This window comes from Paraneptunicella aestuarii, from assembly GCF_019900845.1.
Classification (GTDB): domain Bacteria; phylum Pseudomonadota; class Gammaproteobacteria; order Enterobacterales; family Alteromonadaceae; genus Paraneptunicella; species Paraneptunicella aestuarii.
This window is the reverse complement of the sequence record NZ_CP074570.1, coordinates 1993073-2019610: the sequence shown is the minus strand read 5'-3', so window position 1 is coordinate 2019610 and position 26538 is coordinate 1993073. Positions and strand designations below refer to the sequence as shown.

Sequence of the window (26538 nt, the reverse complement as noted above, 5' to 3'; positions counted from 1 at the left end):
ATGTATGTTTAGTAATACCTATGCCCCAATATCTTGGGTTGAATTTATTTAAAAACCTCACTATCTTGTGTTTCGGATACTACAATTAGTGGCGACTAATTGAGCTCCCGGGAATGGCTGAACAAAAAATAATAATAGCTGTTCGAGTGCGCTAACAGGAATAATTCAATATCCCGGTAACTATCATCCCGGTAGCAATCGGTGTTGTTTTGCGCCTGAATTACGATAAAAATTAAAAAATGGCTGATCTATAAGTATGAATAACGACCTTTTAGTTACCAAGCGTAATGGCGAGAGGGAACCCCTCGATCTCGATAAAATCCACAAAGTAATCACATGGGCGGCGAAAGGACTCGATAACGTATCTGTCTCCCAGGTTGAAATTAAGGCTCACATCCAATTCTTTGACGGCATCAAAACCGAAGAAATCCACGGGACACTGATTAAATCAGCAGCCGACCTGATTTCCAAAGAATCTCCGGATTATCAATATCTTGCAGCACGATTAGCCATCTTCCACTTACGTAAAAAAGCTTTTGGGCAGTTTGAACCACCCAAATTGCTGGATCATGTTCGCAACATGGTCGAGAACGGCAAATACGATAAGCACATTCTGGAAGATTACAGTGAAGCCGAACTGGAACAAATGGATGAATACGTCGACCACTGGCGTGACATGGATTTCAGCTATGCAGCCGTTAAACAGCTGGAAGGCAAGTATCTGGTACAAAACCGCGTTACAGGCGAGATCTTTGAAAGCGCTCAGTTCCTGTATATTCTGGTTGCAGCCTGCCTGTTCTCCAAGTATCCAAAAGAAACCCGTATGGGTTACATTCGTCGTTTTTACGATGCCACATCACAGTTCAAGATTTCTTTGCCTACGCCAATTATGTCAGGCGTGCGCACTCCTACCCGTCAGTTCAGCTCATGTGTACTGATTGAAACGGGTGACAGCCTGGATTCCATTAACGCCACTGCTAGCGCTATCGTAAAATACGTCAGCCAACGCGCTGGTATCGGCGTTAATGCCGGTCGCATTCGTGCTTTAGGTAGCCCTATTCGTGGCGGTGAAGCATTCCACACCGGTTGTATTCCATTTTATAAATACTTCCAAACGGCTGTAAAAAGCTGTTCACAAGGTGGTGTTCGCGGTGGCGCGGCTACCCTGTTCTACCCACTTTGGCACCTGGAAGTTGAATCGCTGTTAGTTCTGAAAAACAACCGCGGTGTTGAAGAAAACCGTGTCCGTCATCTGGATTACGGTGTGCAATTCAACAAGACCATGTATCAGCGCCTGATTAAAGACGATTACATCACCCTGTTCAGCCCATCCGATGTTCCCGGCTTGTACGACGCCTTCTTTGAAAATCAGGATAAGTTTGAACAGCTGTATACCCAGTACGAGCAAGACGACAGTATTCGTAAAAAACGCATTAAAGCCATCGAGTTATTTGGCCTGTTCATGCAGGAACGTGCCAGCACGGGTCGTATCTACCTGCAAAACGTGGATCACTGTAATACTCACAGCCCGTTTATTGCGGAAGTTGCACCGATCCGCCAAAGCAACCTGTGCCTGGAAATTGCCTTGCCAACCAAGCCACTTAGCCATGTTAACGACGAGAATGGTGAAATTGCCCTTTGTACGCTGTCGGCGTTCAATCTGGGTGCGATTAATTCTCTGGATGAACTGGACGAACTGGCAGACCTGGCGGTACGTGCTTTAGACAATCTGTTGGATTATCAAGACTACCCGGTTCCTGCTGCATACAACGCGACTATGGGACGTCGTACACTCGGTGTAGGCGTGATCAACTTTGCTTATTATCTGGCGAAGAATGGCGTGAAATACTCCGATGGCAGCGCCAACGGTCTGGTTCACAGAACCTTTGAAGCGATTCAATACTATTTGTTGAAAGCCTCAAACGGACTGGCGAAAGAGAAAGGCGCTTGCCCGAAATTCAACGAAACAACTTATTCTCAAGGTTTGCTGCCCATTGATACCTACAAAAAAGATCTGGACAGTATCTGCAATGAACCTTTGCATCTGGATTGGGAAACATTACGTAAAGACATCGTAGAGCACGGCTTACGTAACTCAACTTTATCCGCTCTGATGCCGTCTGAAACCTCCTCGCAAATTTCCAATGCCACTAACGGCATTGAACCTCCGCGTGGACATATCAGTGTAAAAGCCAGTAAAGACGGTATCTTGAAGCAAGTTGTACCTGAATATCACAAGTACAAAGATGCTTATGAGCTGTTATGGGACATCCCTTCTAACGATGGTTACATTCAGTTAGTTGCTATTATGCAGAAGTTTGTCGACCAAACCATCTCAGCCAACACTAACTACGACCCAGGTAAGTACGAAGGCGGTAAAGTGCCGATGAAGCTGTTGCTTAAAGACTTACTGACAGCCTATAAACTGGGCGTAAAAACCTTCTACTACCATAACACCCGTGATGGTGCTGCGGACGCATCCCTCTCCGATTCAGCCACTAGCGGTCAGGCGAACCAGGCTGAAGAAGTGATAGAGCAGGAAGACGATGATTGCGCTGGCGGTGCGTGCAAAATCTAATTGCACGCATCCTGCGTTTTACCTGCACATAAACAGGTATTGCATTTGAAGTGTTGGCAAAAGCCAGACAAATAAGATCAGGTATTAAGTTCAAGGCAGAACCAAGTAGCGAATAACAAGAGTCAAGCAATGAAATACACCACTTTTAACCAGTTTACGACGAATCCGCTTCAGGAACCTATGTTCTTCGGTAATCCGGTGAACGTTGCACGTTACGACCAACAAAAACACAGCATTTTTGAAAAGCTGGTTGAAAAGCAAATCTCTTTCTTCTGGCGTCCAGAAGAAGTTGACGTCAGCAAAGATCGTATTGATTTTCAAAAGCTGTCTGACTCAGAGAAGCATATTTTTATCTCGAATCTGAAATACCAAACCCTGTTGGATTCCGTGCAAGGCAGAAGCCCTAACATCGCTTTCTTGCCTATCGTATCGTTACCTGAACTGGAAACCTGGGTTGAAACCTGGTCTTTCTTTGAAACCATTCACTCACGTTCTTACACGCACATTTTGCGCAACCTGTTCAGTGAGCCCAGTGCCATTTTTGAAGATATCGTGGTTAACGAAGAAATTAAGCGTCGCGCCACCGACATCTCCAAATACTACGATGATCTGATTTACTACACTCAGCTTTGGCAAACACAGGGGGAAGGCATTCATACCATTGACGGGGAACGTCACATTGTTACCAAGCACGAACTGAAGAAAAAGCTGTTCTTGTGCATGAACTCGGTTAATGCCTTGGAAGCAGTGCGCTTCTACGTCTCTTTCGCTTGTACCTTTGCTTTTGCAGAACGCGAGCTGATGGAAGGTAACTCTAAAATCATTCGCCTTATCGCCCGTGACGAAAGCCTGCACTTAACCTCGACCCAGCATATTTTGAATATCTGGGCAAAAGGCAAAGACGACCCGGAAATGGCAGAAATTGCCGAAGAGTGCAAAGAAGACGCAACCAATATATTCCTCAAAGCCGTAGAGCAAGAGAAGCAATGGGCAAAATACCTGTTCCAGAATGGCTCCATGATTGGTTTGAATGAAGAAATTCTGTGTCAATACGTTGAGTACATTTCCAATGAGCGTATGGCAGCCATCGGTATGGGTAAACCTTTTGACGTGAAAAGTAACCCGCTGCCCTGGATGAACAATTACCTCAACTCTGACAACTTCCAGGTCGCGCCACAAGAAGCAGAAATCAGCTCTTATCTGGTGGGGCAAATTGACAGTGAAGTCAGCGCCAACGATTTTGATGATTTCGACCTGTAGTTTTGGTTGATGTCTGATCCAAAAGAGACTCTATTGATCACCATCAATTCCCAACAAGCCATCGAGTACAGCAGCGGAGAAACGGTACTCGAATGCCTTGAAAACAGGAATATTGAGGTACAGTACCACTGCCGTGAAGGGTTTTGTGGTGCTTGCCGCACCCGCTTGAAACAAGGCGAAGTGGAATACAAGATCGCCCCACTCGCCTACGTCGACGACGACGAAATCCTGCCCTGCTGCTGCGTACCGAAAACGAATATCGAAATAGAAGTGGAATAACGTTTCACTTCAATCTTGCCAGAACCTTTCCAAACTGAACATTGAATCAAATGTGTTGAATTTGATGAGTGACCGACTTCAATAAAATAGAAAAGAAGAGAAATTGTTGCAATACAGGCATGGCGACGGATAGCGGCCTGATACACACCGCTATCCCTTGAATGTTTTTAACGAACGTTACTCATCACAGGCTTTAGAGAATTCCTTTGGTGATGACCAGGCATTGAATAAAGCACGTACCAGGCTGGCTAGAGGTATTGCGAAGAACACGCCCCAAAACCCCCATAAACCTCCGAAAAACAACACGGCAATAATGATGTAGACCGGGTGCAAACTGACCGCCTCAGAAAACAGCACAGGTACAAGCACGTTGCCATCAAGCGCCTGAATAATAGCGTAAGCAACCATAATCGACCAAAAATCGGGCGTAATACCCCACTGAAATAATGCCACGGCAGCGATGGGTAACGTCACAACGGCTGCACCAATATAAGGGATCAATACAGAGAAACCGACCAAGACACCCAACAACAATGAATAGCGCAAATCCATCAGAGCAAAGGTGATAGTTGAAACGGTTCCCACAATAATAATTTCAATTACCTTGCCACGAATATAGTTCAGAATCTGAATATTCATTTCCTGCCCCACCTGCTTGATCAAGCGGCGTTCTTTTGGCAAAAGATTGGAAATATTATCAAGCAGTTGCTGCTTATCCTTGAGCATAAACAGCACCATAATAGGCACCAATATCAAATAGATAAGTAATGCTGCCGCACCAAACAATGAACTAAATGAGGCAGACAATAGCCCCTCCCCAATCTTCACAACTCGCTCATCAACACCACTGAGCATTTTCTCGATTTGATTTACATTGATAAATTGCGGGTAGTTATTCGGCAACGCGGTTATCCACGCCTGCGCCTGTTCCCAAATCTGTGGCATTTCATTTGCCAGGTTCAAACTTTGCTGCCAGATAACCGGAACCAAACCTATTGTGGCTAACGTCACCAAACCAACAAATAAGAGCAACACGACACTGCTGGCGTAAGTTCTACTCAAACCCATATTCTGCAAACGAACCACTGGCCAGTCGAGCAGATATGCCAGTACGATGGCAACAATAACAGGGGCCAGCATATTTCCCCAGAATAGTAAAATCAGGCTCGAAATTATTAACAAAAACAGCAGCATGGCTGAATCTGGATCTGAGAACTTGCGTTTATACCAGCGACCAAACACTTCGAACATTTGATTTCCTTTTAATATAAAACTGATGCATCTGAATCAGGAGAGACAGGATCATCATCTTAGCAAAGAAGTATCCATCCCAAAATTTTAATTGCGTGTTATAGTTAACTAAATTCGTGAGAAAAGTTACCGGAAAACGCCGCATGAATAGCCCCGAATCTCTGAAAGAAATCAATATCTTGAAAAAAAGGCTTAGCTGGGGTGAGTTACCTCCCTTCTATCACATGATCGCCAACTCGGTTGCAGAACTTGAAGGCATTCATACTCACGGATTTGAACACCCTTTAAAACGCCTGATTAATCGCCAAAACTGGAATCTGGATAGATTGAAAGGAAAAATGGATCTCAATGGCGAAATCCAGGTTGAGCGCAAACCCAAATTAACCTTGTATCGTAAGTTCCATGATGGCAATTACGAGATACATTGCGCTCCTACCAGCCAGGGCGGCCCGGTGTTTGTTTATGCCAAAGGCGACCCCTTTATTGATTTTAGGGTCTGGGATCCCGCCACAATGGGATGCATTCTACGTTTGCCCAAGTTTGCAGATTTTATCGTCCATGCCTACCGTAAGGGAGATGAAGCGGATCGTATATTGATAAAATACACGTCAGATATCATTGATAATTTACTCACAACGCTCGCAAGTGAAGTCGACATAGAAGAATACAAAGGGCAATCAATTAAAGATGTGCTCAGTGAAATTGAAGACACACTTAAAAAATAAAAATAAAAGTAAGAAACAATAGATAGGAAATAGCGGTCAATATAACTTAACATCGCTTCAGTATTGTTGAGAAAATCAGCAAGCAAAGCGTTTAAAATGCATTTTACGGAACTATTCCTTGTCATTTATTTCAAAATAGTAAATTCAAGGTCAGTTCAAACAACATCGGTTCAAATCCAAAATAATGTCGTTGCCAATAACTCAATCATTCATGAAACAAACATTTTTCTTTTTATTGTCATGCTTTTTAAGTTTTTCCAGCCTGGCACAAACACAGCATATTAATTCTCAGAAGAATGCTTTGCCTTCTATTGGCGTTGTTGCATCCGAAGCGATTAGCATTGAAAAAGAGCAGCTCATTGGCGACGCCTTGATGCGTCAACTCAGAGCACAAGCGCCCATCATCATGGATCCGGTTCTGGAGGAATACCTCAACGACCTGGGGAATCGTCTTGTTATTCAAGCCGAAGATGTCAAATTCCCGTTTAACTTCTTTTGGCTAAACAATAAAGATATCAATGCCTTCGCCTTCTTTGGCGGTAATGTAGGCGTGCATACAGGACTGATGTTAGCCGCTGACAACGAAAGCGAGTTGGCTTCGGTACTTGCACACGAAATCAGCCACGTCACTCAACGCCATGTGGCACGAACCATTGCAGCAAGACAAAAAAGCTCACCGCTACAGGTAGCCAGCCTGATTGGCGGGTTGATCCTGGCAGCCGTAAACCCGGAAGCCGGTATTGCGGCTATATCGGCAACCAATGCCGCAAGCCAACAATTCAGCATTAACTATACTCGCTCAAATGAGCAGGAAGCTGACCGCGTTGGATTCCAGATTATGCGTAAATCCGGCTTTGACACCAACGCCTCCGCCACTTTCTTTGGCAAATTGGCAGCAAAAGAGCGCTCTCGCTCAAAAGCGCCAGCATTTTTGATGACGCACCCTCGCCCAGAATCTCGGGTAGCTGATGCTCGTAATCGTCAATTACTCAGCCAAGCCAATTCCATAGCACCAAGCCTGGCTTTCCATTTAGCGAAAGCGCGCGTGATCGCTCGATACTCGGGCGATGAGAAATACAATATCCAGTTTTTCCAGAACCAGATTGAAAAGCAGGAATATGTCTTTGAAGAGGCAGCTAAATATGGTTTAGCCATGTCATATCTGAACAATAACCAATCCGATGAAGCGGAAGCATTAATCAATGAGCTATTGGCACAAGATCCTGAAAACCTGTTTTATCTGGATGTTGTTACCGACATCTATCTGGCTCAAGGACAATCGCAAAAAGCCGTTAGCAAGCTGGAAGTGTTAGCTAAAAAAATGCCGAGAAATCGCGTGATCACGCTAAATCTGGCTAATGCAGCAATAAAACAGGGGAAATACCAATACGCCACCAATATCATTAAAGATTATTTATTGATAAATCCGGAACATACGCTGTCGTATCAGTTGCTGATTGAGTCTTATGGTAGCAATAACCAGATGCTGGAAATGCACCAAACCCGTGCGGAATGGTTTTCGTTGATGGGCGCCTACCCCAATGCCATTGATGAGTTACATTCAGCTTATAACTACGCCAAAGATAATCACCTGGAAAAGCAACGTATTCGTGCTCGAATAGAACAGTTTAGAGAAGCTCAGGAACAGGTTCAGAAACTTTAGATCGAGCCATTTGCCTGAGCTATCTCTTGATATTTTGAACCAGCTATTTTTGACCTTTGTGCGCCTGACTTTGCAACATGGCAATAGCGGCAAACAAGGTCTCTGAGGTTTGTTCGCCAAGCAGCTTTTTCTCAACCTTACCTTCTGGAGAAATCAGGAAAGTAGCGGGTAACTGTTGCGGCTTTGGAACCATTAAATTAGGCTCAGGATCGGTTCTTACCACTGGAAATTGCATGTCATATTTCTGCTTTAGCGCAGTAAGTTCTTCCAAGGTTAAAGCATCATAACTGGCAGCAATTAACTTGATATTCTTGCCTTGAATCTGATGATGAAACTCGTTTAGCTCCGGCACTTCGCGTAAACAAGGGGCACACCACTCGGCAAAATAGTTCAATACCACCCATTCACCTTGAAGCTCGCTCCAGGAGATTTTATCTCCCTGCACAGTTTGAAAATCAAACCGCATCATTTGTTGCACCGCAACACCCAAGACCATTGCCAACGCGGCTCCAACTATTAAAAGAGATTTATTCAAGAGAGCTCCTTACATTCGATCATCATTAGTTCTGCCTAGAAGGTTCAATTCAAGTGCCATTTAACAGCAATTTCGGTATAAAATACCCGAAATTTGATTAGCGAATAGATAACAAACACCATGTCAAATATCACGATATTACACAATCCACGTTGCTCCAAGAGCAGACAAACGCTGCAAATTCTTAATGACGGTGGCTATGCATCAACCGTTGTTGAATACCTGAAAACACCACCCGATGCCGCAACGCTGGAGCAAATCAAATCCAAATTGGGCTTGTCTTCCTATAAAGACATGATGCGCACCAAAGAGCCTGAATTCCAAGAGCTTGGATTGGACGCCAAAGATATTACCGAAGTGCAGCTGTTGCAAGCAATGGTGGATTGCCCGAAGCTTATTGAGCGTCCAATAGTCATTACTGACGATGCAGCTCGAATCGGTCGCCCACCTGAACAAGTGTTGGAAATTCTTTAATGCACGACATTTTGGTACTTTATTACAGCCAACAAGGCAGTACCCGTCATCTCGCCAATCAAATTGCTTTGGGGATTGAACAAGCGGGCTGTATTGCACGCTTACGTACCGTGCCATCGCTGCACAACCCAGATGCGGAAACACAAGATCCATTAGTACAGAAGCAAGACTTGGAAGAGTGCATTGGCCTGGCAATGGGCAGCCCGACTCGTTTTGGTCAAATGGCTGCGCCCTTAAAACACTTTTGGGATAGCACCAGTGACTTGTGGCTGAAAAGTACGTTACAAGACAAACCGGCTTGCGTGTTTACTTCAACGTCCAGCTTACACGGTGGGCAAGAAGCAACCTTGTTATCCATGATGTTGCCGCTACTTCATCATGGCATGGTGTTGCTTGGTATTCCCTATGCGGAACCCGCCTTGCATACCACAACAACTGGCGGCACGCCTTACGGAGCCAGCCATTTGGCTCATAACAACAATATTCAGCTTTCAGACGACGAAAAGCAGTTGTGTACTGCGTTAGGCAAACGTCTGGCAGCAAACGCATTAAAATTACAGCAAAATTAAGGTAACTCATGTCTGATAAAACCAAACTGTTCAGAGCAATTGCATTATTTGGCTATTTTGGATTGCTGATCTGGATGGTGCTTTGGCATTTCGTGCTTATTCCCGACTCTCCCTACTCGGTGCTATTCCGGGTACTGTTCTGGATTGTTCCTTTGCTATTGCCACTAAAAGGCATGATCCAAGGCAAGCCTTATACCCACGCTTGGGCTAACTTTATTGTTATGTTTTATCTATTGCATGGATTAACCGCTATCTATTCAAATGCCGATGAATGGGTTTATGCGCTTATCGAGATATTATTGGCAACTGCGATGTTTATCGGGTGTAGCTTCTATGCAAGGTTTAGAGGCAGAGAATTAGGTTTGGGATTGAAGAAATTAAAAACGGAATAGCAGGTTCTAATTGTAAAGGATGAGTTGAGGAAGGTTAAAAATGAAAAAGCAAATTGCAGTGTTACTTGTTTCTTCATTCGCATTAGCGACGTTAAATGGGTGTGGAGGCGGCTCTTCAAGTTCCAGCAAGAACTCATCAAGCGCTAATAGTAGTTCCTCAACCATCAATACCGCCCCATTAAATGAGCGTTTATCCCTTATCGCTCCTAACCTCATCACAGCCTACCAAGCCACCGGGTTAGTTGCCCATATTGATGGTGGCGCAGAAATTGTGTCATCACACTGGCAACAAATCAGTGGCCCCGAAGTCACGTTCCTCGCCGGCAATAGTCAGGTAATAGGCTTCGATGTTGCCGAAGCTGGCGATTATACCTTTAGTTATTCAGCAACCGACTCCACAGGCGCAACGGCCGAGCAACAAATCAGTTTTACAGCCGTTCCCAATTCCAGCTCAGAACAAGCCAATGTCAGGTTGGATCATGCCGTAACAGAACAAGGCAAAGTATCGTTAAGAGTAGACAGCAGTGTGCCAGATAGTTTGTTCAATGTGTCATGGCAGCAAGTGGCTGGGGTGAGTATTCCCACCAGTTCCATGACAGTTCAAGGGCAATACCTGTTTTTCGATGCACCTGTGGTTTTAGAAGATGAACTACTGGAATTTAGAGCGACGATTACCACGGAAGGTGGTCAGCAACTCTCAGACACGGCTTTTGTGCTGGTTAAAAACACCGCCATTAACAATAGCGGTTATTTCCCCGATGTTGTAGAACGGGTTGTGTCTGAAGATGTCTATCCATACATCAGCAATACTGCTTACAGCAATGCGTTGGTGGATTGTTTGTACAATAATTTGATTGATGAATCTTGCCTGTTCTCTACCTTGCCAATTATCGCCAAAGATCAAAGCGCATCGTCTAACAATGTTCCAAGCATCGAAACCATTATGCAACGCGTTGTGGTTTCCCATGATTGGATGGCACAGCGTTTTCAACAGTATCTTGAAACGTCTCCCGTTTCAGAAGACATTCGTCGATTGCTAAAAGCCGTAACAGGCATCGTCATCGCAAATGATGTACGCCCCAGCTTTTATTGGGCGGCGACTGGGGCGATTTATCTCGACCCGGCTAACTTTTGGGTTACACCACAAGAGCGAGACACGCTCAATGATGTGCCTGACTATCGCAGCAACTTTGGTCGCGACTTGAAGTTCATCGTTCCCTGGCGCTATGTTAAAGACGGGCAAAACTATCTGAACAGATCCAACTATCCAGCCGCTTATCGTTTACAACGCTCAACTCAGGATGTTCAAGCCGATATCACCTGGTTGCTGTATCATGAGCTGGCTCATGCCAATGATTTCTTCCCGCCCATTCGACACGCCAGTATTAGCGCTTCCGATTCGCCATTAAGCTATGTGAACCGTTACGATGTCTCCTCCGATACCTTGTCGCAATCCTACCCTTTGACGTCATTGGAAATGAAATCTCTGGCACAGGTAAGCTTTGCCGGGCAATCAGCGAACAATACTCAGAAGTCCTATTTATCATCAGATGTTGAAAGCTTTTTCCGCCCTGATGACGCCACCGATTACTACAGTTATTCCACCACTCGTGAAGACTTTGCCATGTTGTTCGAGCGCTTTATGATGTTGTATCGCCTGGGTGTGTCTGCCGATGTTGCAGTGATTGATGTGGATAACAATCCCGATTTTGACGTGCATTGGGGACAACGCAATCGTATCAATGATGCCACCTTGGAATCGCGCACTGACTACGTGGTTAGAACGATTTTCCCCGAGGTTTCTCCTGCGCAATTATTAGCGGATTTACCACAGCAGGAAAACATGGTTCGAGGCGTGTCCTGGTTTGATAATTTGATGGCTGATACTGAGAATTTTCAGGCTGCTGGAACGATCAAAAGAGCCCAAGCCAGTATCAATGATTTTCGTTTTGGCGCTCATGATGAAGCTGGTAGACCGAAACTGCCGAAGTCGAAATAATACTAGAAGCTATAACTCAAGCGCTTGCTTAACAAATGGAATGGTCAGCTTGCGCTGAGTTTGTAATGAACGCTTATCCAGAAGTTCCAATACAGACACCAGGCTTTTCATATCGCGGCGGTAATGCTTAATCAAAAAACTGGCCACTTCCGATGGCAGTTTCAAGCCTTTGGCTAACGCTTTGGAGACCAAAGCATCCACAAGCTGTTCATCGGATAAAGGCTGTAATTTAAAACACACGCCCCAATCCAGACGCGACACCAGATCTCTCAACTCGATATTTAAAGACTTAGGCATACTAGTAGCACTAAATACCAGGTAATGCCCGACTTCCAACACCCGATTAATCAGATCAAAAATGCCTTGCTGCCAATGCTTGTGAGTTTCAACGGCTTGAACATTGTCGATACAGACAACCTGATATTGTTCCAGCCCTAACAAACTTTCTTCTGAATAGGCAATGAGCTCATTTAAATCCAGATAAATAGCAGATACCCCATGATCACCAACCTGCTCATTGGCTAATTCCGACACCGCATATAAGAGATGAGTTTTACCCAGGCCAGAAGCTCCGGCCAAATAGCACAAATGTGTACTCACATCTTGGGCAAGCACAAGCTCTTGTAAATAATCAACAACCTGTTGGTTTTCTCCCGGCACAAAATCATCGAACCGATAGGACTCCGGCGGAGATACAGGCAACACAAGTTGATTATCGATTATGGGTTCCACGTAAATTCCAGCTCAGAGGTTGGTCTGCCAAAGGCGTCAGTTAAGCGCTGTACCTTATCATCCAATTGCAACACGCTTAGCAGGTCTTGTAGCTGCCCAACCAGGGACAAATGATAAACCCCTTGTTGCCCATTCAAGGATACCAGCTGAGCAGACGTCACAGCACTCAAGGATTCAAAATAACGGGTTGCCTGAACATAAGCAGTAAGGGAATCGAGGTTACGAATAGTGATAACCGCCTGGGCATTACCATTGCCGCCAGACACCGATTTTACAGCGTACTGAGAAGCCAGTTTGTCGGCCAAAATATCCATTAATTCTTGCGCCAGAGCCTGTTTGTCGTCATTGCGCAGAGTGCCTGATTTGAATTCACCGTTTTGCAATATCAGCCAATCGGACTGCCAACCTGTATGAGTTGGTTTAGGTGCTACACTCTCACCAATCTGAACCGGCTGCTCAGGCGGTTCTTGGCTTTGCGTAGTTTCTAATACAGCTTCGCTACTTCCAGCCAATACGGCATTAGACTCCACAAACCCGCTATCAAGATTCTGCTCAGGATAAACACGAGCCGACATCACTGCTTCAACATTGTAACGGCTACTGGCTGCTACGATATTGTCAGTGAACTGACCCCAAACATCGTACAGCCCAGCCTGGTTTAAGTCAGATAAGTCCAACACAGGAAATACCAAGCTCAAGCCGCGACGCTTAACGCCTTTTTGAATCGCCGATTTCAATTCGGTTTCTGTGTGTTCCGAATATAACTGACGTTCTAAATTCTCAGATTCTTCGGCAAGCCAGATTAAAGTGGCAGGGCGATAACTGCCCCAGATGGGAAAATTGGAGTTGCGAATAAGGTTATCGACTTTTTCCGGTTCATAACTGGCGACCAGATAAAGTTCGTTATTTTCATTTTCAAACTGATACTGGCGCACATATTGACGGGCACGTTTAATGTCGTCTTTTATGTCATCACTATCCAAAATGGCTTTGGTACCACTAACCTTAATCAGCACCTGCCCGAAAGCTTGCTGAATAGCGATTTGTTGCGCACTGTTAGACTGACTACTGACCGGAACGCGCGCTTCATACAAACCGGTAACCACATCGGCGGCAACCCCGGTTGCAAACAATGCAGCCACTGAGTAAACGGTTGTAAACGCTACTCTTGGCTTTATTCCAGACAAGCATCGAATCAAAAACTTAAACAAATTTATCTCTTTAAATCGATCTCAATTCAGTGCGAATTGTCATTCATATTTGAACAAAGATCATCTTTTCTTTAACTAATTGCACAAATATTGACAGTCTTTTACGCTCTTCTCCTCCGATGACGTATCCAAATGGGATATATGTCGCTATAATTCGCTCCGGTCATCAACATGAAATGAACGAGAAGTATCTTGGCTACATCCCCTACCCCGCTTAGTTATAAAGATGCCGGCGTGGATATTGACGCAGGCAACCAGTTAGTCGAACGAATCAAAGATGTCAGCAAGCGCACCGCTCGCCCCGAAGTCAAAGGTGGCTTGGGTGGTTTTGGTGCTTTGTGTGCCATTCCCCAGAAGTATAAAAACCCGCTATTAGTCTCTGGTACTGATGGTGTCGGTACTAAATTGCGTCTGGCAATGGACATGCAACAACACGGTGGTGTTGGCATTGATTTGGTCGCTATGTGTGTAAACGATTTGATTGTTCAGGGCGCAGAACCGCTGTTTTTCCTGGACTATTACGCAACAGGTAAACTTAATGTCGACGTTGCCGCAGAGGTTGTTACCGGTATTGGTAAAGGCTGTGAACTGTCAGGCTGTGCCCTGATCGGCGGCGAAACCGCAGAAATGCCCGGCATGTATCATGGCAATGACTATGACATCGCAGGTTTTTGCGTTGGCGTGGTTGAGCATGATGATGTGATTGATGGTTCCAAAGTAGCCCCAGGCGATAAGATTATCGCATTGGCGTCCAGTGGCCCTCATTCCAACGGTTACTCGCTGATCCGCAAAATTTTGGAAGTGAGCGAAGCTGATCCTTCTTCGCAATTGGGCGACAGAACCCTTTGCGAACATCTGCTGGAACCCACTCGCATCTATGTTAAATCGGTGTTGTCGGTACTGGAAACGTTACCGGTTCATGCAATTTCTCATATTACCGGTGGTGGTTTCTGGGAAAACATTCCTCGCGTATTGCCTAAAGGCACAAAAGCCGTGATCGATGGCAACAGCTGGCAGTGGCCGGAAATCTTCAACTGGTTGCAAAAAAACGGCAATGTTGAAACCTACGAGATGTATCGCACCTTTAACTGTGGTGTCGGTATGATTCTGGTTGTACCCGAAGCGCAAGCAGATGCTGTTTTGGCTGAATTAAAAGCCTGTGGCGAGCAAGCATGGTTGCTGGGTGAGATTGAATCCGCATCCGACAGCGATGCTCAGGTTGAGATCAACAACTAGATGAAATCAATCGTTGTATTAATTTCCGGCGGAGGTACTAACCTCCAGGCCGTGATTGATGAAATCCACAATACTGATGAACCAGGGCAAATATCTGCTGTCATATCGAATAAGGCAGACGCCTATGGTTTGCAGCGTGCCCAGCAGGCCGATATTGCAACTCACGTTTTCACCTTTCAAAAAGGCGGTTCTCGAGAAGCATTCGATCGCGAGATCATGAATCAAATCGATGAATACAAACCTGATTTGGTGGTATTGGCTGGCTACATGCGCATACTCAGCCCGGAATTTGTGAATCATTACATGGGGAGAATGATCAATATTCACCCCTCATTGCTTCCAGAATTCAAAGGCTTACACACGCATCAGCGAGCGTTAGATGCCAAAGTGCCTTATCATGGTGCCAGTGTTCACTTTGTCACGCCTGAGCTGGACGATGGGCCAGTGATTATTCAGGGCAAAGTGCCTGTAGAAGCATCCGATACGGCTGAGTCTCTGCAAAAGAAAGTACATGTGCAGGAACATGTCATTTATCCGACAGCAATCAAGTGGTTCTGTCACGACAGATTATGTATGCTTGATGGCAAAGCATACCTAGACAATAAGGAGTTAGACAGTGCGGGTAATCCAATCTCTACGTAACTTATTGCCTTTTGGCAAGGGTGCTGTCATATCAGTAACAGCTTTGGCAAGCCTGCTCGTTTTGAATGTCGCCCATGCGCAGCTTTTAGACCCCTACACGGCAAAATATAAAGCGTATAGAAGCGGCTCTGAAGTCGGGCATGCTGAGATGCACCTTGAGTCACTAGGCGATAAACGCTTTAAAGTCAGTTTTACCAGTAAAGCCTCTCTGTTCTTTTTCAGCGATAAACGTGAAGAAGTCAGCTTGTTCAGCAATGAAAACAACGCTCTGATCCCCTATAAATACACTTTCAAGTTAGACAGCACTTTTAAAGACAGTGCTTTAGCCTTGGAATTTAATCAGGACAAAAAGCTTATTTATATGAGCGGCAACCAAAGCATGGAATGGCAAGGTGAGCTGGACAACCAACTTTATATGCTGGCTTCACAAAAGGCGTTAAAAGAAGGCAAAACGGATTTTGAATTTGACGTGATCAACTATCGCGGGCAAAAGCGTCATTACAAGTTCAAGGTGAATGGCGAAGAAATGCTTGATTTACCTTATGGGAAACTCAAAACCATTAAGGTAGAGACCATCCGTGATAACAAAAAGCGTCAAACCTATACCTGGTTTGCCCCGGAACTGAACTACCTGCTCGTTCGCATTCAACAATTTAAAGATGGCGATGAACAAGGTGATATTCAGTTAAGCAAATTCATACTGGATGCACCAGAGCCAGAAAAAGCCCCCTCTTCAAAGTCTCCAGAAAGTAAGCCTTCAGGTAATGCGGAGTAATCCGCATTACGGCTAATTATCCCTATCATCTGAGATAGCTCATATTTGGGCTAAATAACAAATAGTTCAAAACGATCAGTCACCCATAGAAATTAATCGCAGACTCGCCGTTAATCCTTCCATGGAGGCTCCACCGTCGCTTCCCTGCGACGGAGGGTCTGCTCATAACTTTCTATAGGTGACTTGCAGCTACGCACATTTATTTAGAGCTTTTTGGCACTCGTTGTAACAAGAGGTTTATGTAACGCAATATATTTCGCTCTTTGCTCACTTCTACTGTTAAATCTCATTTTCTAAATTAATGCGATGTTTTAATTTCTTTTTTACAATATCTAATAACGTTTTCCACTCATGCTCTTCTGGCTCGTAATCTTCCCATGAAAGCATGAAGTCTAAATGAGCACCATACTGGAATAATAGACCCGTAATAGAGTTGCATTGCCTCCCTGTTTTAGCTCGGTATGTCGGCTCTAGCATGAGGGACGCTACGATAATGATTTTGTGATTTGCGCATTGTGAAAAACAAAAGCTCAGCTCATTTATTCGACAACACCATCGAGACAATGCCATCCAATATTCACATAATCTAAAATAATACAAAAGTTTAAAATATTACTCGCAAAAACAATAAGGTAATTAATAATATCCGCGCGCATGACAAATATGTAAACAAAGCATATGTTTTTCGCGCAACTTTTAACTTCTCATATAGCAAAGTTCACCTTGTGTTAGGTGATAATTTTTTGAATAAGGCATTTATTGTGAGTGAAATTAAATCAGGAACAGAAACACCAACGGTCAATCCTCAAGTTACTGAATTGAGTAGTGGTGGGTTTAACGGGTGGATGAAGGAAGCTTTTTATACATTTTTAGATATGGATGTTTTTAATCCGGGAGAACCCTCGGTACTAAATGAACTAATCCAATGGTCAGAAGTTATGATGGGGCTATTAGGGATACCTGCCCCCGAAGTAAAGATGAACAATTGGAATGTGTATGCAACGGTAGCCTTTAATATGTGTGGCCCCAAGATGGATGATAATGCCACTATTGTCGGTGCTGGCGGGCAGTTACCCGAAGGCTATTGGAATTTTAACGTTGGTAAGATGGGGTCAAGTGGGTTAGGTGCAGCTCTTACCTCACAGCAGAATCAGGATCCTTCGCAATTTATTAATATTCAGTTTAATAACCAAGGTAGCTTTAATGGTTTCAATCATGATACTTGCCAGTTAGCAATTTGGGATTGGGAAAAAGATGGTTATCTAAGCAATGGTGTGTCACAAGTCATTGATGTTTGGTACAAGTATAAATGGTCTGATGAAAACAAATCCTATGATGATGATCTACAGGCTAAAATCTTTGTTTATATCTACTTTAAACCGAATACCAATGAGCCTTATAAAATGGACATTTATGTTCAGGAGTTACATGAGAACAAAGGGGATAGAACACCGCTAATCCAAATGGCAGATATTTTTGTGGGTATACAAAGGAAAGAGGAAAAGCATTTCACTAATGTTACCTACAAGACTGAAAGTAAGACTATTGATGGAGCTTATAATTGGTCGGAAGTAAAGTGTTCTACTCAACAAGTGATGGGTATCAATGAAGACAATGTTGAAGACAGCTTCCAAAACTGGGCAAAATTGCGCGTGCGTAAGCAGCTTGGAAATCCATCCGATTTAGAGAACAAGACAGTAAGTGAGATGAAGGACGACTATATTTCTCACAAATTCGGTATGTATTGCTTATTTACTGGAGAAATTCCATACAATCATGATGGTTCAGCAGAGTTTAACGCTCATGTGGATATTTCAGCTCAGCTTGGACTGTTTTCCTATAATGTTGAAGGTGTAATTGATTGGGAACCTCCAACTGGTGCGGGTGGCATGCCAATCGCCTAAATTCCAACCAACTTTCCGTTAGTAACAAGAACAGCCATTGTTAGACATGCTGTTGAATGAAGAAAAGCCAGGCTGAAAAAGACGCTTGGCTTTTTGTTTTTATGAGCTGTTTTTTAATAGTTTGTTATGGGGTGTAAATTAATGGTAATCACACGGGCAGTTAATGCCTAAAGCTTCGTCCGCTTTCCAATCATCAGTTCCCAGCACTTTTCATCAAGCTTAGCTTTTCAGAGCATAGCGCCCACTCATTGGTAGCCTTGTTCTGACAGGCTTTAAACTGTTCCGTTACCGTATTTTTATGACAAGGAAGGTATTGCGTAGCGCAGATTAGCCTTAAATTATCAGTAGCAATCGAATCATCTACTTTATTATCTTGATCGTTATGACAGGCATAGTAAGCATCCCATGCGACTTTATCGTCGACAGGAATAGAAGCACAGAAATATCCGGTTGTGTATTGAAGCCTGCCTATTCGAGTATTTTCATCAGTGCGTATTTGGCGAATATCCATCAGTTTTTGCCGCTCATAAAACGATCAGTCACCCATAGAAAGTAATCGCAGACTCGCCGTTAATCCTTCCATGGAGGCTCCACCGTCGCTTCCCTGCGACGGAGGGTCTGCTCATAACTTTCTATAGGTGACTTGCAGCTATGCACATTTATTTAGAGCTTTTTGGCACTCGTTGTAACAAGAGGTTTATGTAACGCAATATATTTCTCTCTTTGCTTGCTTCTGCTGTTAAAAATCATTTCTTCTAATTGATGTGATGCTTTAATTTCTTTTTTTACAATATCTAATAACGTTTTCCACTCATGCTCTTCTGGCTCGTAATTTTTCCATGACAGCATGAAGTCAAAATGAGCACCATGCCTGAATAGTCGACCAGGAAGAGGATGATGTTCCCTATGGCCTAGAAAGATGCCATATCTTAGGTAAGGATGAACATATTTGTGAGTTGCAGACTTCTGGCTATAAGTGATTGAGTCATGGGTAGTAACGCTATCAAGCTTTGTTTCTATGACTACTCTAGGTTTCCATGAGTCATTCTTGCTCTCAAATACTAATATATCGGTTTCATAAGCCATTTCATTGTATGAGGGGGAATTGCCTCCATACTCTACAATTTCATTTGCATATAACAGCTTTTTTCCTGCCTCGACACTATATCCTGATAGTGCGTTATCAAGTTTCACTGCGACTAGTTTTGCCCATTCAATTTCTTTCATATTCTTATTGTTCTGTAGTTCTAGCGTTGGCAACAAGGGCTGAGTGAAACCAAATCGAAGCTCGAAGAGCAGAACTGTTTGCGCTTGTTACACATTTTATTTGAGAAGAAAGTCAGATAGAAAACGAACGCTATTAACCTCCACATTTCCATTATTGTGCTGCAAACCAAGCTGAGCATCAGCCTCACCTGTATCAAAAGTCAATTTTTTCCTAATTATGAATGTAACGCCAGGCTAAGCGGCGCAGCTTTGCTGCGTCCTTGCTTGAGCGCCTTGTTACGTGTTTATATCGTGAGGTAAGACAACTTTTCATTGTGAGTTTGTGCATCATCTTCCCAAATTAGCCGAACAATGAGCTTTTGTTTCGTTTGCCTATGGACAGCTGCAATAAGCTCAACGGACTGATGTCTTTCAAGGCTTTCCATCGGAAATTTATCAGAGACTTCCGAATCAATAACCACATTGTTTCCTTCGGGAAATTCAATTCTGACATTTCTGGCTGTGGCAGAACCTTTATTCCAAATCTTGAGCCTACATTTACTACTTCCTAACTTGATAAATGACGCTCCGAGATCCGCACTTTTCTCCTTAACAGCACCTTCATTTTCTTTTTCCAAAAGAAGGTTGTTTAATTTTTCTTGGCTTTCGATAAGAGATTTCTGCTTTTTGTTAAAGCTAACCGTTTGCCAAGTTGCGTAGCCAGATAACAAAAATGCTAACCCGGCTATCACATCGCCCGCGTCAATATTTATTGGCATCATTTGAACCTTATATTTTTGCTACCAGAAAATGCCTTCTTCAAAGACTTACGAAGTTCGTCAGCAACATCTTTAACTACCTCTCTCTTCATCTCTGAAAGATGCTCTTCAATATTTTCGCCATTTTCTCGGATTAGCTCGTCTTTATTAAACTTACGCTCACATGACACGCAAGTCATAATTTGTACTGTTTCATCAGTCCCTTCTTCATAAGAAAAGTCTGAACAGCCACATGTAGGACAAAGCAAGTTTATACTTCTGTTGTATTTTTCAGGATTCATCCAATCTCTCCGTAAAGTAGGGACACGTAACGCCGCAATATGGGCGCATAAAAGCTTGGCTAAAATTAGGAACGAAGTGACGCAGCCAAGCTTTTTGCGTCCCTTTCATTATTGCTTTGTTATATGCCAAGTTTCTCTTTTGCCATTTCTCGGAAATAGCTGTAATTGCTAGCGTACTCCCAAACTGATATTAAATGTTTTCCTGATTCATCTACCAAGCAGAAAATTTGGCAGTCTTTGTATTCTTTTGAGCGTTTCAAGGCTTCCCATTTTAGATGAAACGCCTGACTATCTCGAAGCATCGTTATACCATTTTCATCAAACTCAAATTTATGATTAATTGTGCCGATAAAGCGCACTAATAAATAAAAGTTTCTTATAAAATAAATAGCTATTCCAATACTGAGAAATGTTAAAAAGACTAATGGCCATAATTCATATTTTACGTCATTGGTGAGCATTATGTAGGGAATCGCCACTGCGCCTCCCAAAAATGCTGGTATCAATAATACCCCACATGTATAGGCGAGCAATTTAACTATCTTTGAATGTTCTACCAATGCTGATTCCTTGACATATAACAATGTATTACTGCGAATTCGCTGTATGCCCAAAATCCACACACGCCAGCTATCGCAATAGTGGTTTATTTTTCCTAATATTAACAACACATCACAAATACACACAATGGTTATTTAGGTTACCTTTTATCACAAAAGGCGAGAGCAGTTCTATATCAAAGGGATAAAAATTGGAGAAAATGAGGCTAATTCATATCAAGCAGTTAATACAACCGACGTCCTGCATTTTCCAATAATCAGCTTTCAGAGCTATGTATAAAGCTCACTTTCTCAGAACATAAGTTCCACTTTTTCGTAGCTTTATCCTGGCAAGCCTTCATATTGGTCTGCTCTACACCTTATTGCAGGGAAGATATTGCCCGGCACAAATGAGTCTTCTGCTATCAGTATCAATCGACGTGTTTACTTCCTGCTTATCATAGCAACTAAAGTAATCTTTCCATGCTTGATCATCATCCGCCGGTATTGAGGAACAATAGTGCCCTTGAGTATATGAAAGCCTCCCTATTCTGCTATTTTCATCAGTGCGTATTTGGCGAATATCCATCAGTTTTTGCCGTTCATTTAATATCAACTGGTTGTCATCAAGCTCCTTTTGCTTCTTGTCAATTTTCTCCTGCGTTTTTGCAATATCATCCTGTTTATTCTTGGTATCGACGGCAGTCTGCACCGAAACAACTGCACCACCAAAGGATCCCAAAGCCGCAATAAGTGCCGTTATCACTGGCAACCGTTCAAACAAACTCTTGGATGATTTCTGCTCTGACAATTCGTCGATTGTGACTTTTAGCAGTTTTTTAACTGATTCCTCACTCATGAATATCACTCCTTACATTCTGTTTCACATTCACTTTCTCAGTAAGATTTCGCAGAGAAGTATTGTTCTCACTACAGGAAAATGCAATAAAGCCGCAGGTTATGGTTAAATCAAGGATGAGAAGTCATACCAACTGTCGGCGCTGTAGAACCCATGCATCAAGGCTTATCCTGTTTGCAGCATGAATCTGGATTTTTAATAGCAAATAAAGTTAAACGCCTGTTTGAATTTTTACTTTTTTTAGATACATTATAGTGATTATGGTCGGATGAGTTGTAGCAGTGCTTATTGCAACTTTTCCATTAATAAATTGGAGTTAATAATGTACATCTTGGCTTGGGTATTTGTTCTCATCGCGCTTATCGGTGTGAGCAGCTATTTTAGAATCAAACTGTTCAATGCAACCTTGGCTGTCGCAGTGTGGATGCTTATTGGAACCAGCGCTGATATCGTCGGTACAGTGAGTTGGTTAGTCTTCCTGGCACTGGCAATTCCTCTCAATTCACCTTCTATTCGTAAACAATATCTCTCAAAACCTGCACTGAATTTATATCGTAAGATCATGCCGGAAATGTCCAGCACAGAGCGTGATGCGATTGATGCTGGTACAGTTTGGTGGGATGGTGAAATTTTCAGTGGTAACCCTAACTGGAATAACCTTCACGCAATTCCGGAAGCGCGTTTAAGCCCGGAAGAACAAGCTTTCCTTGATGGCCCGGTAGAAACCGTATGTAGCATGGTTAACGACTGGGACGTAACTCACCGCCGCACGGATCTTCCCCCGGAAGTATGGCAATACCTGAAAGACAACAAATTCTTCGCCATGATCATCAAGAAAGAATATGGCGGTTTAGACTTCTCTGCTTATGCCCAGTCGCGCGTTCTGCAAAAACTGTCAGGGGTGAGCAGCGTACTGTCCAGTACGGTTGGTGTACCTAACTCATTAGGCCCAGGCGAACTATTACAACATTACGGTACAGAAGCGCAAAAGCAGCACTATTTACCAGCACTTGCAAAAGGTGATGCGATTCCCTGTTTTGCTCTAACCAGCCCGGAAGCGGGTTCCGACGCAGGCGCAATCCCGGATTTGGGCGTTGTGTGCAAAGGCCAATGGAACGGTGAAGAAATCATTGGTATGAAGCTAACCTTCAACAAGCGCTATATTACGCTTGCACCTGTTGCTACCGTTGTTGGTTTAGCTTTTAAAATGGTTGACCCTGACGGTTTGCTGGGCGACAAGAAAGATATTGGTATCACTTGTGCGCTGATCCCTTCCGACACCGAAGGTTTAGACATTGGCAATCGCCACTTTCCATTAAACGTGCCATTCCAAAATGGCCCTGTGCGCGGCAAAGATATCTTTGTTCCTCTGGATTACATCATTGGCGGACCTGAAATGGCCGGCCATGGTTGGAGAATGCTGGTGGAATGCTTGTCTGTAGGTCGCTGCATTACCTTACCGTCTAACTCCACGGGTGGCGTTAAGACCATTGCTTTGGCAACTGGTGCTTATGCCAGAATTCGTCGCCAATTCAAATTGCCTATCGCGAAAATGGAAGGCATTGAAGAAATGCTGGGGCACATTGGTGGTAATGCTTACATGATGGATGCTATCACCCGCTTTGCCACCAAAGGCGTTGATTTAGGCGAAAAACCGTCGGTTATCTCTGCTATTGCAAAATACCATACCACCGAGAAAATGCGTCAGGCGGTCACTAACGCAATGGATATTCATGGCGGTAAAGGCGTTATGCTTGGCCCAAACAACTATTTGGGCAGAGGTTATCAGGGCGCGCCTATCGCGATTACGGTTGAAGGTGCCAACATTCTAACCCGTAACATGATGATTTATGGTCAGGGCGCATTGCGTTGTCACCCATACGTACTGAAAGAAATGCAAGCTTCGGCTAATCCTGATGAATCACAAGCATTGGAAGAATTCGATAATGTGTTGTTTGGTCACGTAGGTTTTGCTATCAGCAACTTTGCCAGAAGCTTCTGGTTTGGTTGGGGCGGTAGTCATCTGGTTGGCACACCATTTAATGACCAAACCAAAGGTTATTATCAGTCTATGACCAAATTCAGCAGTAACCTGGCGTTATTGTCTGATCTGTGCATGGCTGTACTGGGCGGAGAATTGAAGCGTAAAGAACGTATTTCTGCTCGTTTGGGTGATATTTTAAGTTACCTGTTTATTGGCTCGACCATTCTGAAACGCTTTGATGATGAAGGCCGTAAGAGCGATGACGCACCTATGATGCATTGGGCAATGCAAGATTCCTTGTACCGTGCAGAAACCGCAATGGTCGACTTGCTGGACAACTTCCCTATCAAAGCAATGGGAATGGTGTTAAAAGTAATGATCATGCCATTTGGTCGCCGCCATAAGAAACCGAGCGATATACTGGAACACAAAATTGCGCATATTCTGCAAACGCCTTGTGAAGCCAGAAACCGTTTAGGTGAAGGGCAATATCTGACTGATCATGAAAACAACCCATTTGGTCAGTTGGAAACAGCCTTAAAAGACATTTTGAACGCAGAGCCTATCTTTGATCGCGTTTGTAAAGCAGCTGGCGAAAAGCTGCCATTTACTCAACTTAATCTGGTTGCAGATAAAGGGCTTGAGCTTGGCGTGATTAATGAAAAAGAAGCGGACTTACTTCGTAAAACCGAAGAAGAAAGACTTCGCGTTATCAATGTTGATGATTTTGATCCAGCAGAATTACTGGCTGACAAATCGAAAAAGACAGAAAAAGCCAGCTCTAAAGCAGCTTAATCAAAACGTCTAAATGACAGCCATCGCTCTATTGGGTGGTGGCTGCTTCTCTCTCACACTATCTCTCACTCTCCCAGTAATCCACACAGCACTTTTCCCTCCACATCGTCAACCGCTCTTCACATTGTCAGTTCCCTCTCAGATTAGTTGTCTCATTTGTCATGACATCTTTCCTTTTGCCAAAACCAAGAGGTAAAGTATATTACCCATGCAATTCTCATGACCTCTACATTTCATCGCTCCAATCATTAATGGAGCCACTTTTAACAAGATCTCAGCGGGAGAAAGAATGAAACACTATCTTGCGAAGTTTTACCGAGCTTTTTACCGAATCTTTTACCTAACAGCAGTATCCTTGCTGGTAACAGCGACCAGTCACGCTTATGAGGCAATGACAGGCTACGTTCAATACAGCGCTAACAGCCTACAAGACAGGTGTGTCGTTAACGTTGAAAGCAGCTTTAATCGCATTAGAAACCGTTCTGACATTATGGGCGTGCATAAAGGCGTTTACGCTCATAATGGCGGACACTGGCAAGGTGTGGCTCGGTTGCAAAATGGCAACAATCAATACGTTGCCATATCTCACAGCACATCAGGAACAACTGGCGGATTTGTCATTGCGCAAATGGCATCAAGAAATACAGACGGTGTTCGTTATCGCTCTAACCGCTTTTCTTACTACAGTAAATTCAAAGACACGGCTCCTGTCAGCACAGATAAAGTCATCAAGCATGTGTTACCGATAAGCCAGGCAACCGGTAATCGCTATGATCATATTGGCGGAATTCAGATCTATGGCGATACGTTATTACTGCCAGCTGAGAATCGCACCAACTCAGCCAACACCAGTATTAACACTGAAGTATTGTTTTACGATGTATCAAACCCTGCCAACCCGGTCATTCGCCCCTACTCCGTAGCTTCATCACATGACAGCGCGGGTAATGTCGCTATTATCCGACTTCAAAATGGCAAGTATCTGCTGGGTGTGGGAAGAGACACGGGTATTCAATTCTATGTTTCAACCACCACCTCTCTGGCAGATCCCAATACCAGCTTCACACCTTACTATCATTGGCGCTTCTCCGTTGATGGCCTCGGTTCGGGAAGCATTGATTACAACTGGCCAGATTCGCAACCAACGACCTATCAGGCCATTACTTTCCTGATGGGCTGTAACGGCAGTATTTACGTAGCAGGTACGCACAATAATGTCGCCATTCCTGGCTGGGGTGAAGATTGGGCAGACCTATACCGCATCACCAATGGTAGCGGTAATTCACTGGTACTCACCAAACGTGGTAAGAAACATGTCTGGTGCGAAGAACTGAGTGCTCAGCAATGTGATCTTCTGGCTGCCGGGGGATTATATGTGGATACGCAAGGTGAGTTAATTTTGTATTCCACAGAGCACGGACTTGATGGGCCATCAGGTTCTATCAAAATGGCTGAATTTGCTGCTGAAAGAACCAGCTGCCCAACGATTAATGACGCCTGGGTCGAATTATTTGATGACGATACTTTCGGCGACCGACACCTGTTAATTGACTATGTCGACAGAAACTTAAAGCCTTACGTGAACTATACCTATGATGCGATGGAGTCCTTTAACGACAAAGCTTCATCTGTTCGCTGGTGTATTCCATCCGGCTATGCCATGAAGGTGTATCAAAATGACAGCTACGGTGGTAGCGCACTAACGTTAAGTGGAACGGGTACGTTGCAAACCTATTCCAACCTGAAAAATCAAAGCTTTGGCGACAAAATATCCTCTTCTAAATTCGTTAGCCAGTAGAGGCTGAAACGAAGCTGAAGGTAGCGGTGACTGCACATTGAAAGCTAAGCCGCCCATCAAAGCTAAATAACT

25 protein-coding genes are annotated in these 26538 nt (G+C 43.8%); 15 read left to right on the top strand and 10 right to left on the bottom strand.

Annotated elements, in window-relative coordinates:
- Positions 1 to 256: 256 nt before the first annotated feature.
- From nrdA to yfaE, 3 genes are all read left to right on the top strand, one after another.
- Positions 257 to 2578 carry a class 1a ribonucleoside-diphosphate reductase subunit alpha gene (gene nrdA / locus KIH87_RS08405; protein ID WP_232361083.1) on the top strand — a complete coding sequence of 774 codons (2322 nt, stop codon included), beginning with the start codon at positions 257 to 259 and terminating at the stop codon, positions 2576 to 2578.
- A 129-nt stretch (positions 2579 to 2707) separates the two neighbouring features.
- A complete protein-coding gene (gene nrdB, locus KIH87_RS08400; RefSeq protein WP_232361082.1) occupies positions 2708 to 3838 on the top strand; it encodes a class Ia ribonucleoside-diphosphate reductase subunit beta in 1131 nt (376 codons plus the stop codon).
- 9 nt (positions 3839 to 3847) lie between these two features.
- On the top strand, positions 3848 to 4117 hold the full coding sequence (gene yfaE, locus KIH87_RS08395; RefSeq protein ID WP_232361081.1) for a class I ribonucleotide reductase maintenance protein YfaE: 270 nt from the start codon (positions 3848 to 3850) through the stop codon (positions 4115 to 4117).
- Between the two features lie 177 nt (positions 4118 to 4294).
- On the opposite strand, the gene KIH87_RS08390 is transcribed toward yfaE, so the two are convergent.
- Positions 4295 to 5368 carry an AI-2E family transporter gene (locus KIH87_RS08390; protein WP_232361080.1) on the bottom strand — a complete coding sequence of 358 codons (1074 nt, stop codon included), beginning with the start codon at positions 5366 to 5368 and terminating at the stop codon, positions 4295 to 4297.
- Positions 5369 to 5511: 143 nt separating this feature from the next.
- On the opposite strand from KIH87_RS08390, the gene KIH87_RS08385 reads away from it, so the two are divergent.
- Both KIH87_RS08385 and bepA read left to right on the top strand, forming a co-directional pair.
- Entirely contained in the window at positions 5512 to 6093 is a 582-nt protein-coding gene (locus KIH87_RS08385) for a hypothetical protein (RefSeq protein ID WP_232361079.1), read from the top strand.
- A gap of 211 nt (positions 6094 to 6304) precedes the next feature.
- Entirely contained in the window at positions 6305 to 7756 is a 1452-nt protein-coding gene (bepA, locus tag KIH87_RS08380) for a beta-barrel assembly-enhancing protease (protein WP_232361078.1), read from the top strand.
- A 43-nt stretch (positions 7757 to 7799) separates the two neighbouring features.
- Here bepA and KIH87_RS08375 read toward each other — a convergent pair whose 3' ends face one another.
- The gene (locus KIH87_RS08375) at positions 7800 to 8291 is read right to left on the bottom strand and encodes a peroxiredoxin family protein (RefSeq protein ID WP_232361077.1); all 492 of its coding nucleotides are present in this window, start codon (positions 8289 to 8291) and stop codon (positions 7800 to 7802) included.
- Between the two features lie 120 nt (positions 8292 to 8411).
- Between KIH87_RS08375 and arsC the strand changes: the two genes are divergently transcribed.
- The 4 genes from arsC to KIH87_RS08355 are packed head-to-tail and all read left to right on the top strand — an operon-like array spanning position 8412 to position 11725.
- A complete protein-coding gene (gene arsC, locus KIH87_RS08370) occupies positions 8412 to 8765 on the top strand; it encodes an arsenate reductase (glutaredoxin) (protein ID WP_232361076.1) in 354 nt (117 codons plus the stop codon).
- Entirely contained in the window at positions 8765 to 9334 is a 570-nt protein-coding gene (wrbA, locus tag KIH87_RS08365; protein ID WP_232361075.1) for an NAD(P)H:quinone oxidoreductase, read from the top strand. The genes arsC and wrbA overlap by 1 nt, the downstream gene beginning before the upstream one ends.
- An 8-nt stretch (positions 9335 to 9342) precedes the next feature.
- Positions 9343 to 9726: a DUF2069 domain-containing protein gene (locus KIH87_RS08360; RefSeq protein ID WP_232361074.1), complete on the top strand. Its 384-nt coding sequence runs from the start codon at positions 9343 to 9345 to the stop codon at positions 9724 to 9726.
- Positions 9727 to 9766: 40 nt separating this feature from the next.
- A complete protein-coding gene (locus tag KIH87_RS08355) occupies positions 9767 to 11725 on the top strand; it encodes a hypothetical protein (protein WP_232361073.1) in 1959 nt (652 codons plus the stop codon).
- Positions 11726 to 11734: 9 nt separating this feature from the next.
- Here the strand turns inward: KIH87_RS08355 and hda are convergent, their stop codons facing one another.
- A complete protein-coding gene (gene hda, locus KIH87_RS08350; protein WP_232361072.1) occupies positions 11735 to 12457 on the bottom strand; it encodes a DnaA regulatory inactivator Hda in 723 nt (240 codons plus the stop codon).
- Positions 12445 to 13668 carry a DUF2066 domain-containing protein gene (locus KIH87_RS08345; RefSeq protein ID WP_232361071.1) on the bottom strand — a complete coding sequence of 408 codons (1224 nt, stop codon included), beginning with the start codon at positions 13666 to 13668 and terminating at the stop codon, positions 12445 to 12447. The genes hda and KIH87_RS08345 overlap by 13 nt, the downstream gene beginning before the upstream one ends.
- Before the next feature lie 192 nt (positions 13669 to 13860).
- Here KIH87_RS08345 and purM point away from each other — a divergent pair, with 192 nt between their 5' ends.
- From purM to KIH87_RS08325, 4 genes are all read left to right on the top strand, one after another.
- A complete protein-coding gene (gene purM / locus KIH87_RS08340) occupies positions 13861 to 14904 on the top strand; it encodes a phosphoribosylformylglycinamidine cyclo-ligase (protein ID WP_232361070.1) in 1044 nt (347 codons plus the stop codon).
- Entirely contained in the window at positions 14905 to 15546 is a 642-nt protein-coding gene (gene purN, locus KIH87_RS08335) for a phosphoribosylglycinamide formyltransferase (RefSeq protein WP_232361069.1), read from the top strand.
- A complete protein-coding gene (locus KIH87_RS08330; protein WP_232361068.1) occupies positions 15521 to 16321 on the top strand; it encodes a DUF3108 domain-containing protein in 801 nt (266 codons plus the stop codon). The genes purN and KIH87_RS08330 overlap by 26 nt, the downstream gene beginning before the upstream one ends.
- Before the next feature lie 743 nt (positions 16322 to 17064).
- The gene (locus KIH87_RS08325) at positions 17065 to 18225 is read left to right on the top strand and encodes a hypothetical protein (protein ID WP_232361067.1); all 1161 of its coding nucleotides are present in this window, start codon (positions 17065 to 17067) and stop codon (positions 18223 to 18225) included.
- Between the two features lie 193 nt (positions 18226 to 18418).
- Here KIH87_RS08325 and KIH87_RS08320 read toward each other — a convergent pair whose 3' ends face one another.
- From KIH87_RS08320 to KIH87_RS08295, 6 genes are all read right to left on the bottom strand, one after another.
- Positions 18419 to 18736: a hypothetical protein gene (locus tag KIH87_RS08320; RefSeq protein WP_232361066.1), complete on the bottom strand. Its 318-nt coding sequence runs from the start codon at positions 18734 to 18736 to the stop codon at positions 18419 to 18421.
- Between the two features lie 152 nt (positions 18737 to 18888).
- Positions 18889 to 19452: a hypothetical protein gene (locus KIH87_RS08315; protein WP_232361065.1), complete on the bottom strand. Its 564-nt coding sequence runs from the start codon at positions 19450 to 19452 to the stop codon at positions 18889 to 18891.
- A 284-nt stretch (positions 19453 to 19736) separates the two neighbouring features.
- Positions 19737 to 20213 carry a hypothetical protein gene (locus tag KIH87_RS08310; RefSeq protein ID WP_232361064.1) on the bottom strand — a complete coding sequence of 159 codons (477 nt, stop codon included), beginning with the start codon at positions 20211 to 20213 and terminating at the stop codon, positions 19737 to 19739.
- The gene (locus tag KIH87_RS08305; RefSeq protein WP_232361063.1) at positions 20210 to 20491 is read right to left on the bottom strand and encodes an ECs_2282 family putative zinc-binding protein; all 282 of its coding nucleotides are present in this window, start codon (positions 20489 to 20491) and stop codon (positions 20210 to 20212) included. The genes KIH87_RS08310 and KIH87_RS08305 overlap by 4 nt, the downstream gene beginning before the upstream one ends.
- A 119-nt stretch (positions 20492 to 20610) precedes the next feature.
- The gene (locus KIH87_RS08300; RefSeq protein WP_232361062.1) at positions 20611 to 21051 is read right to left on the bottom strand and encodes a hypothetical protein; all 441 of its coding nucleotides are present in this window, start codon (positions 21049 to 21051) and stop codon (positions 20611 to 20613) included.
- A 352-nt stretch (positions 21052 to 21403) separates the two neighbouring features.
- Positions 21404 to 21889, bottom strand: coding sequence for a hypothetical protein (locus KIH87_RS08295; protein ID WP_232361061.1), 486 nt, complete (start codon positions 21887 to 21889; stop codon positions 21404 to 21406).
- 322 nt (positions 21890 to 22211) lie between these two features.
- On the opposite strand from KIH87_RS08295, the gene fadE reads away from it, so the two are divergent.
- Positions 22212 to 24668, top strand: a complete 2457-nt coding sequence (gene fadE / locus KIH87_RS08290; protein WP_232361060.1) for an acyl-CoA dehydrogenase FadE — start codon at positions 22212 to 22214, stop codon at positions 24666 to 24668.
- 289 nt (positions 24669 to 24957) lie between these two features.
- Entirely contained in the window at positions 24958 to 26466 is a 1509-nt protein-coding gene (locus KIH87_RS08285; protein WP_232361059.1) for a hypothetical protein, read from the top strand.
- The last annotated feature ends 72 nt before the right edge of the window (positions 26467 to 26538 follow it).

What these genes read in the sequence shown, in the direction of transcription:
- nrdA (WP_232361083.1), top strand. Translation starts at nt 257, where the DNA reads ATGAATAACGACCTTTTAGTTACCAAGCGTAATGGCGAGAGGGAACCC.
- nrdB (WP_232361082.1), top strand. Translation starts at nt 2,708, where the DNA reads ATGAAATACACCACTTTTAACCAGTTTACGACGAATCCGCTTCAGGAA.
- yfaE (WP_232361081.1), top strand. Translation starts at nt 3,848, where the DNA reads ATGTCTGATCCAAAAGAGACTCTATTGATCACCATCAATTCCCAACAA.
- KIH87_RS08390 (WP_232361080.1), bottom strand. Translation starts at nt 5,368, where the DNA reads ATGTTCGAAGTGTTTGGTCGCTGGTATAAACGCAAGTTCTCAGATCCA.
- KIH87_RS08385 (WP_232361079.1), top strand. Translation starts at nt 5,512, where the DNA reads ATGAATAGCCCCGAATCTCTGAAAGAAATCAATATCTTGAAAAAAAGG.
- bepA (WP_232361078.1), top strand. Translation starts at nt 6,305, where the DNA reads ATGAAACAAACATTTTTCTTTTTATTGTCATGCTTTTTAAGTTTTTCC.
- arsC (WP_232361076.1), top strand. Translation starts at nt 8,412, where the DNA reads ATGTCAAATATCACGATATTACACAATCCACGTTGCTCCAAGAGCAGA.
- wrbA (WP_232361075.1), top strand. Translation starts at nt 8,765, where the DNA reads ATGCACGACATTTTGGTACTTTATTACAGCCAACAAGGCAGTACCCGT.
- KIH87_RS08360 (WP_232361074.1), top strand. Translation starts at nt 9,343, where the DNA reads ATGTCTGATAAAACCAAACTGTTCAGAGCAATTGCATTATTTGGCTAT.
- KIH87_RS08355 (WP_232361073.1), top strand. Translation starts at nt 9,767, where the DNA reads ATGAAAAAGCAAATTGCAGTGTTACTTGTTTCTTCATTCGCATTAGCG.
- purN (WP_232361069.1), top strand. Translation starts at nt 14,905, where the DNA reads ATGAAATCAATCGTTGTATTAATTTCCGGCGGAGGTACTAACCTCCAG.
- KIH87_RS08320 (WP_232361066.1), bottom strand. Translation starts at nt 18,736, where the DNA reads ATGGATATTCGCCAAATACGCACTGATGAAAATACTCGAATAGGCAGG.
- KIH87_RS08315 (WP_232361065.1), bottom strand. Translation starts at nt 19,452, where the DNA reads ATGAAAGAAATTGAATGGGCAAAACTAGTCGCAGTGAAACTTGATAAC.
- KIH87_RS08310 (WP_232361064.1), bottom strand. Translation starts at nt 20,213, where the DNA reads ATGATGCCAATAAATATTGACGCGGGCGATGTGATAGCCGGGTTAGCA.
- KIH87_RS08305 (WP_232361063.1), bottom strand. Translation starts at nt 20,491, where the DNA reads ATGAATCCTGAAAAATACAACAGAAGTATAAACTTGCTTTGTCCTACA.
- KIH87_RS08295 (WP_232361061.1), bottom strand. Translation starts at nt 21,889, where the DNA reads ATGAGTGAGGAATCAGTTAAAAAACTGCTAAAAGTCACAATCGACGAA.
- fadE (WP_232361060.1), top strand. Translation starts at nt 22,212, where the DNA reads ATGTACATCTTGGCTTGGGTATTTGTTCTCATCGCGCTTATCGGTGTG.
- KIH87_RS08285 (WP_232361059.1), top strand. Translation starts at nt 24,958, where the DNA reads ATGAAACACTATCTTGCGAAGTTTTACCGAGCTTTTTACCGAATCTTT.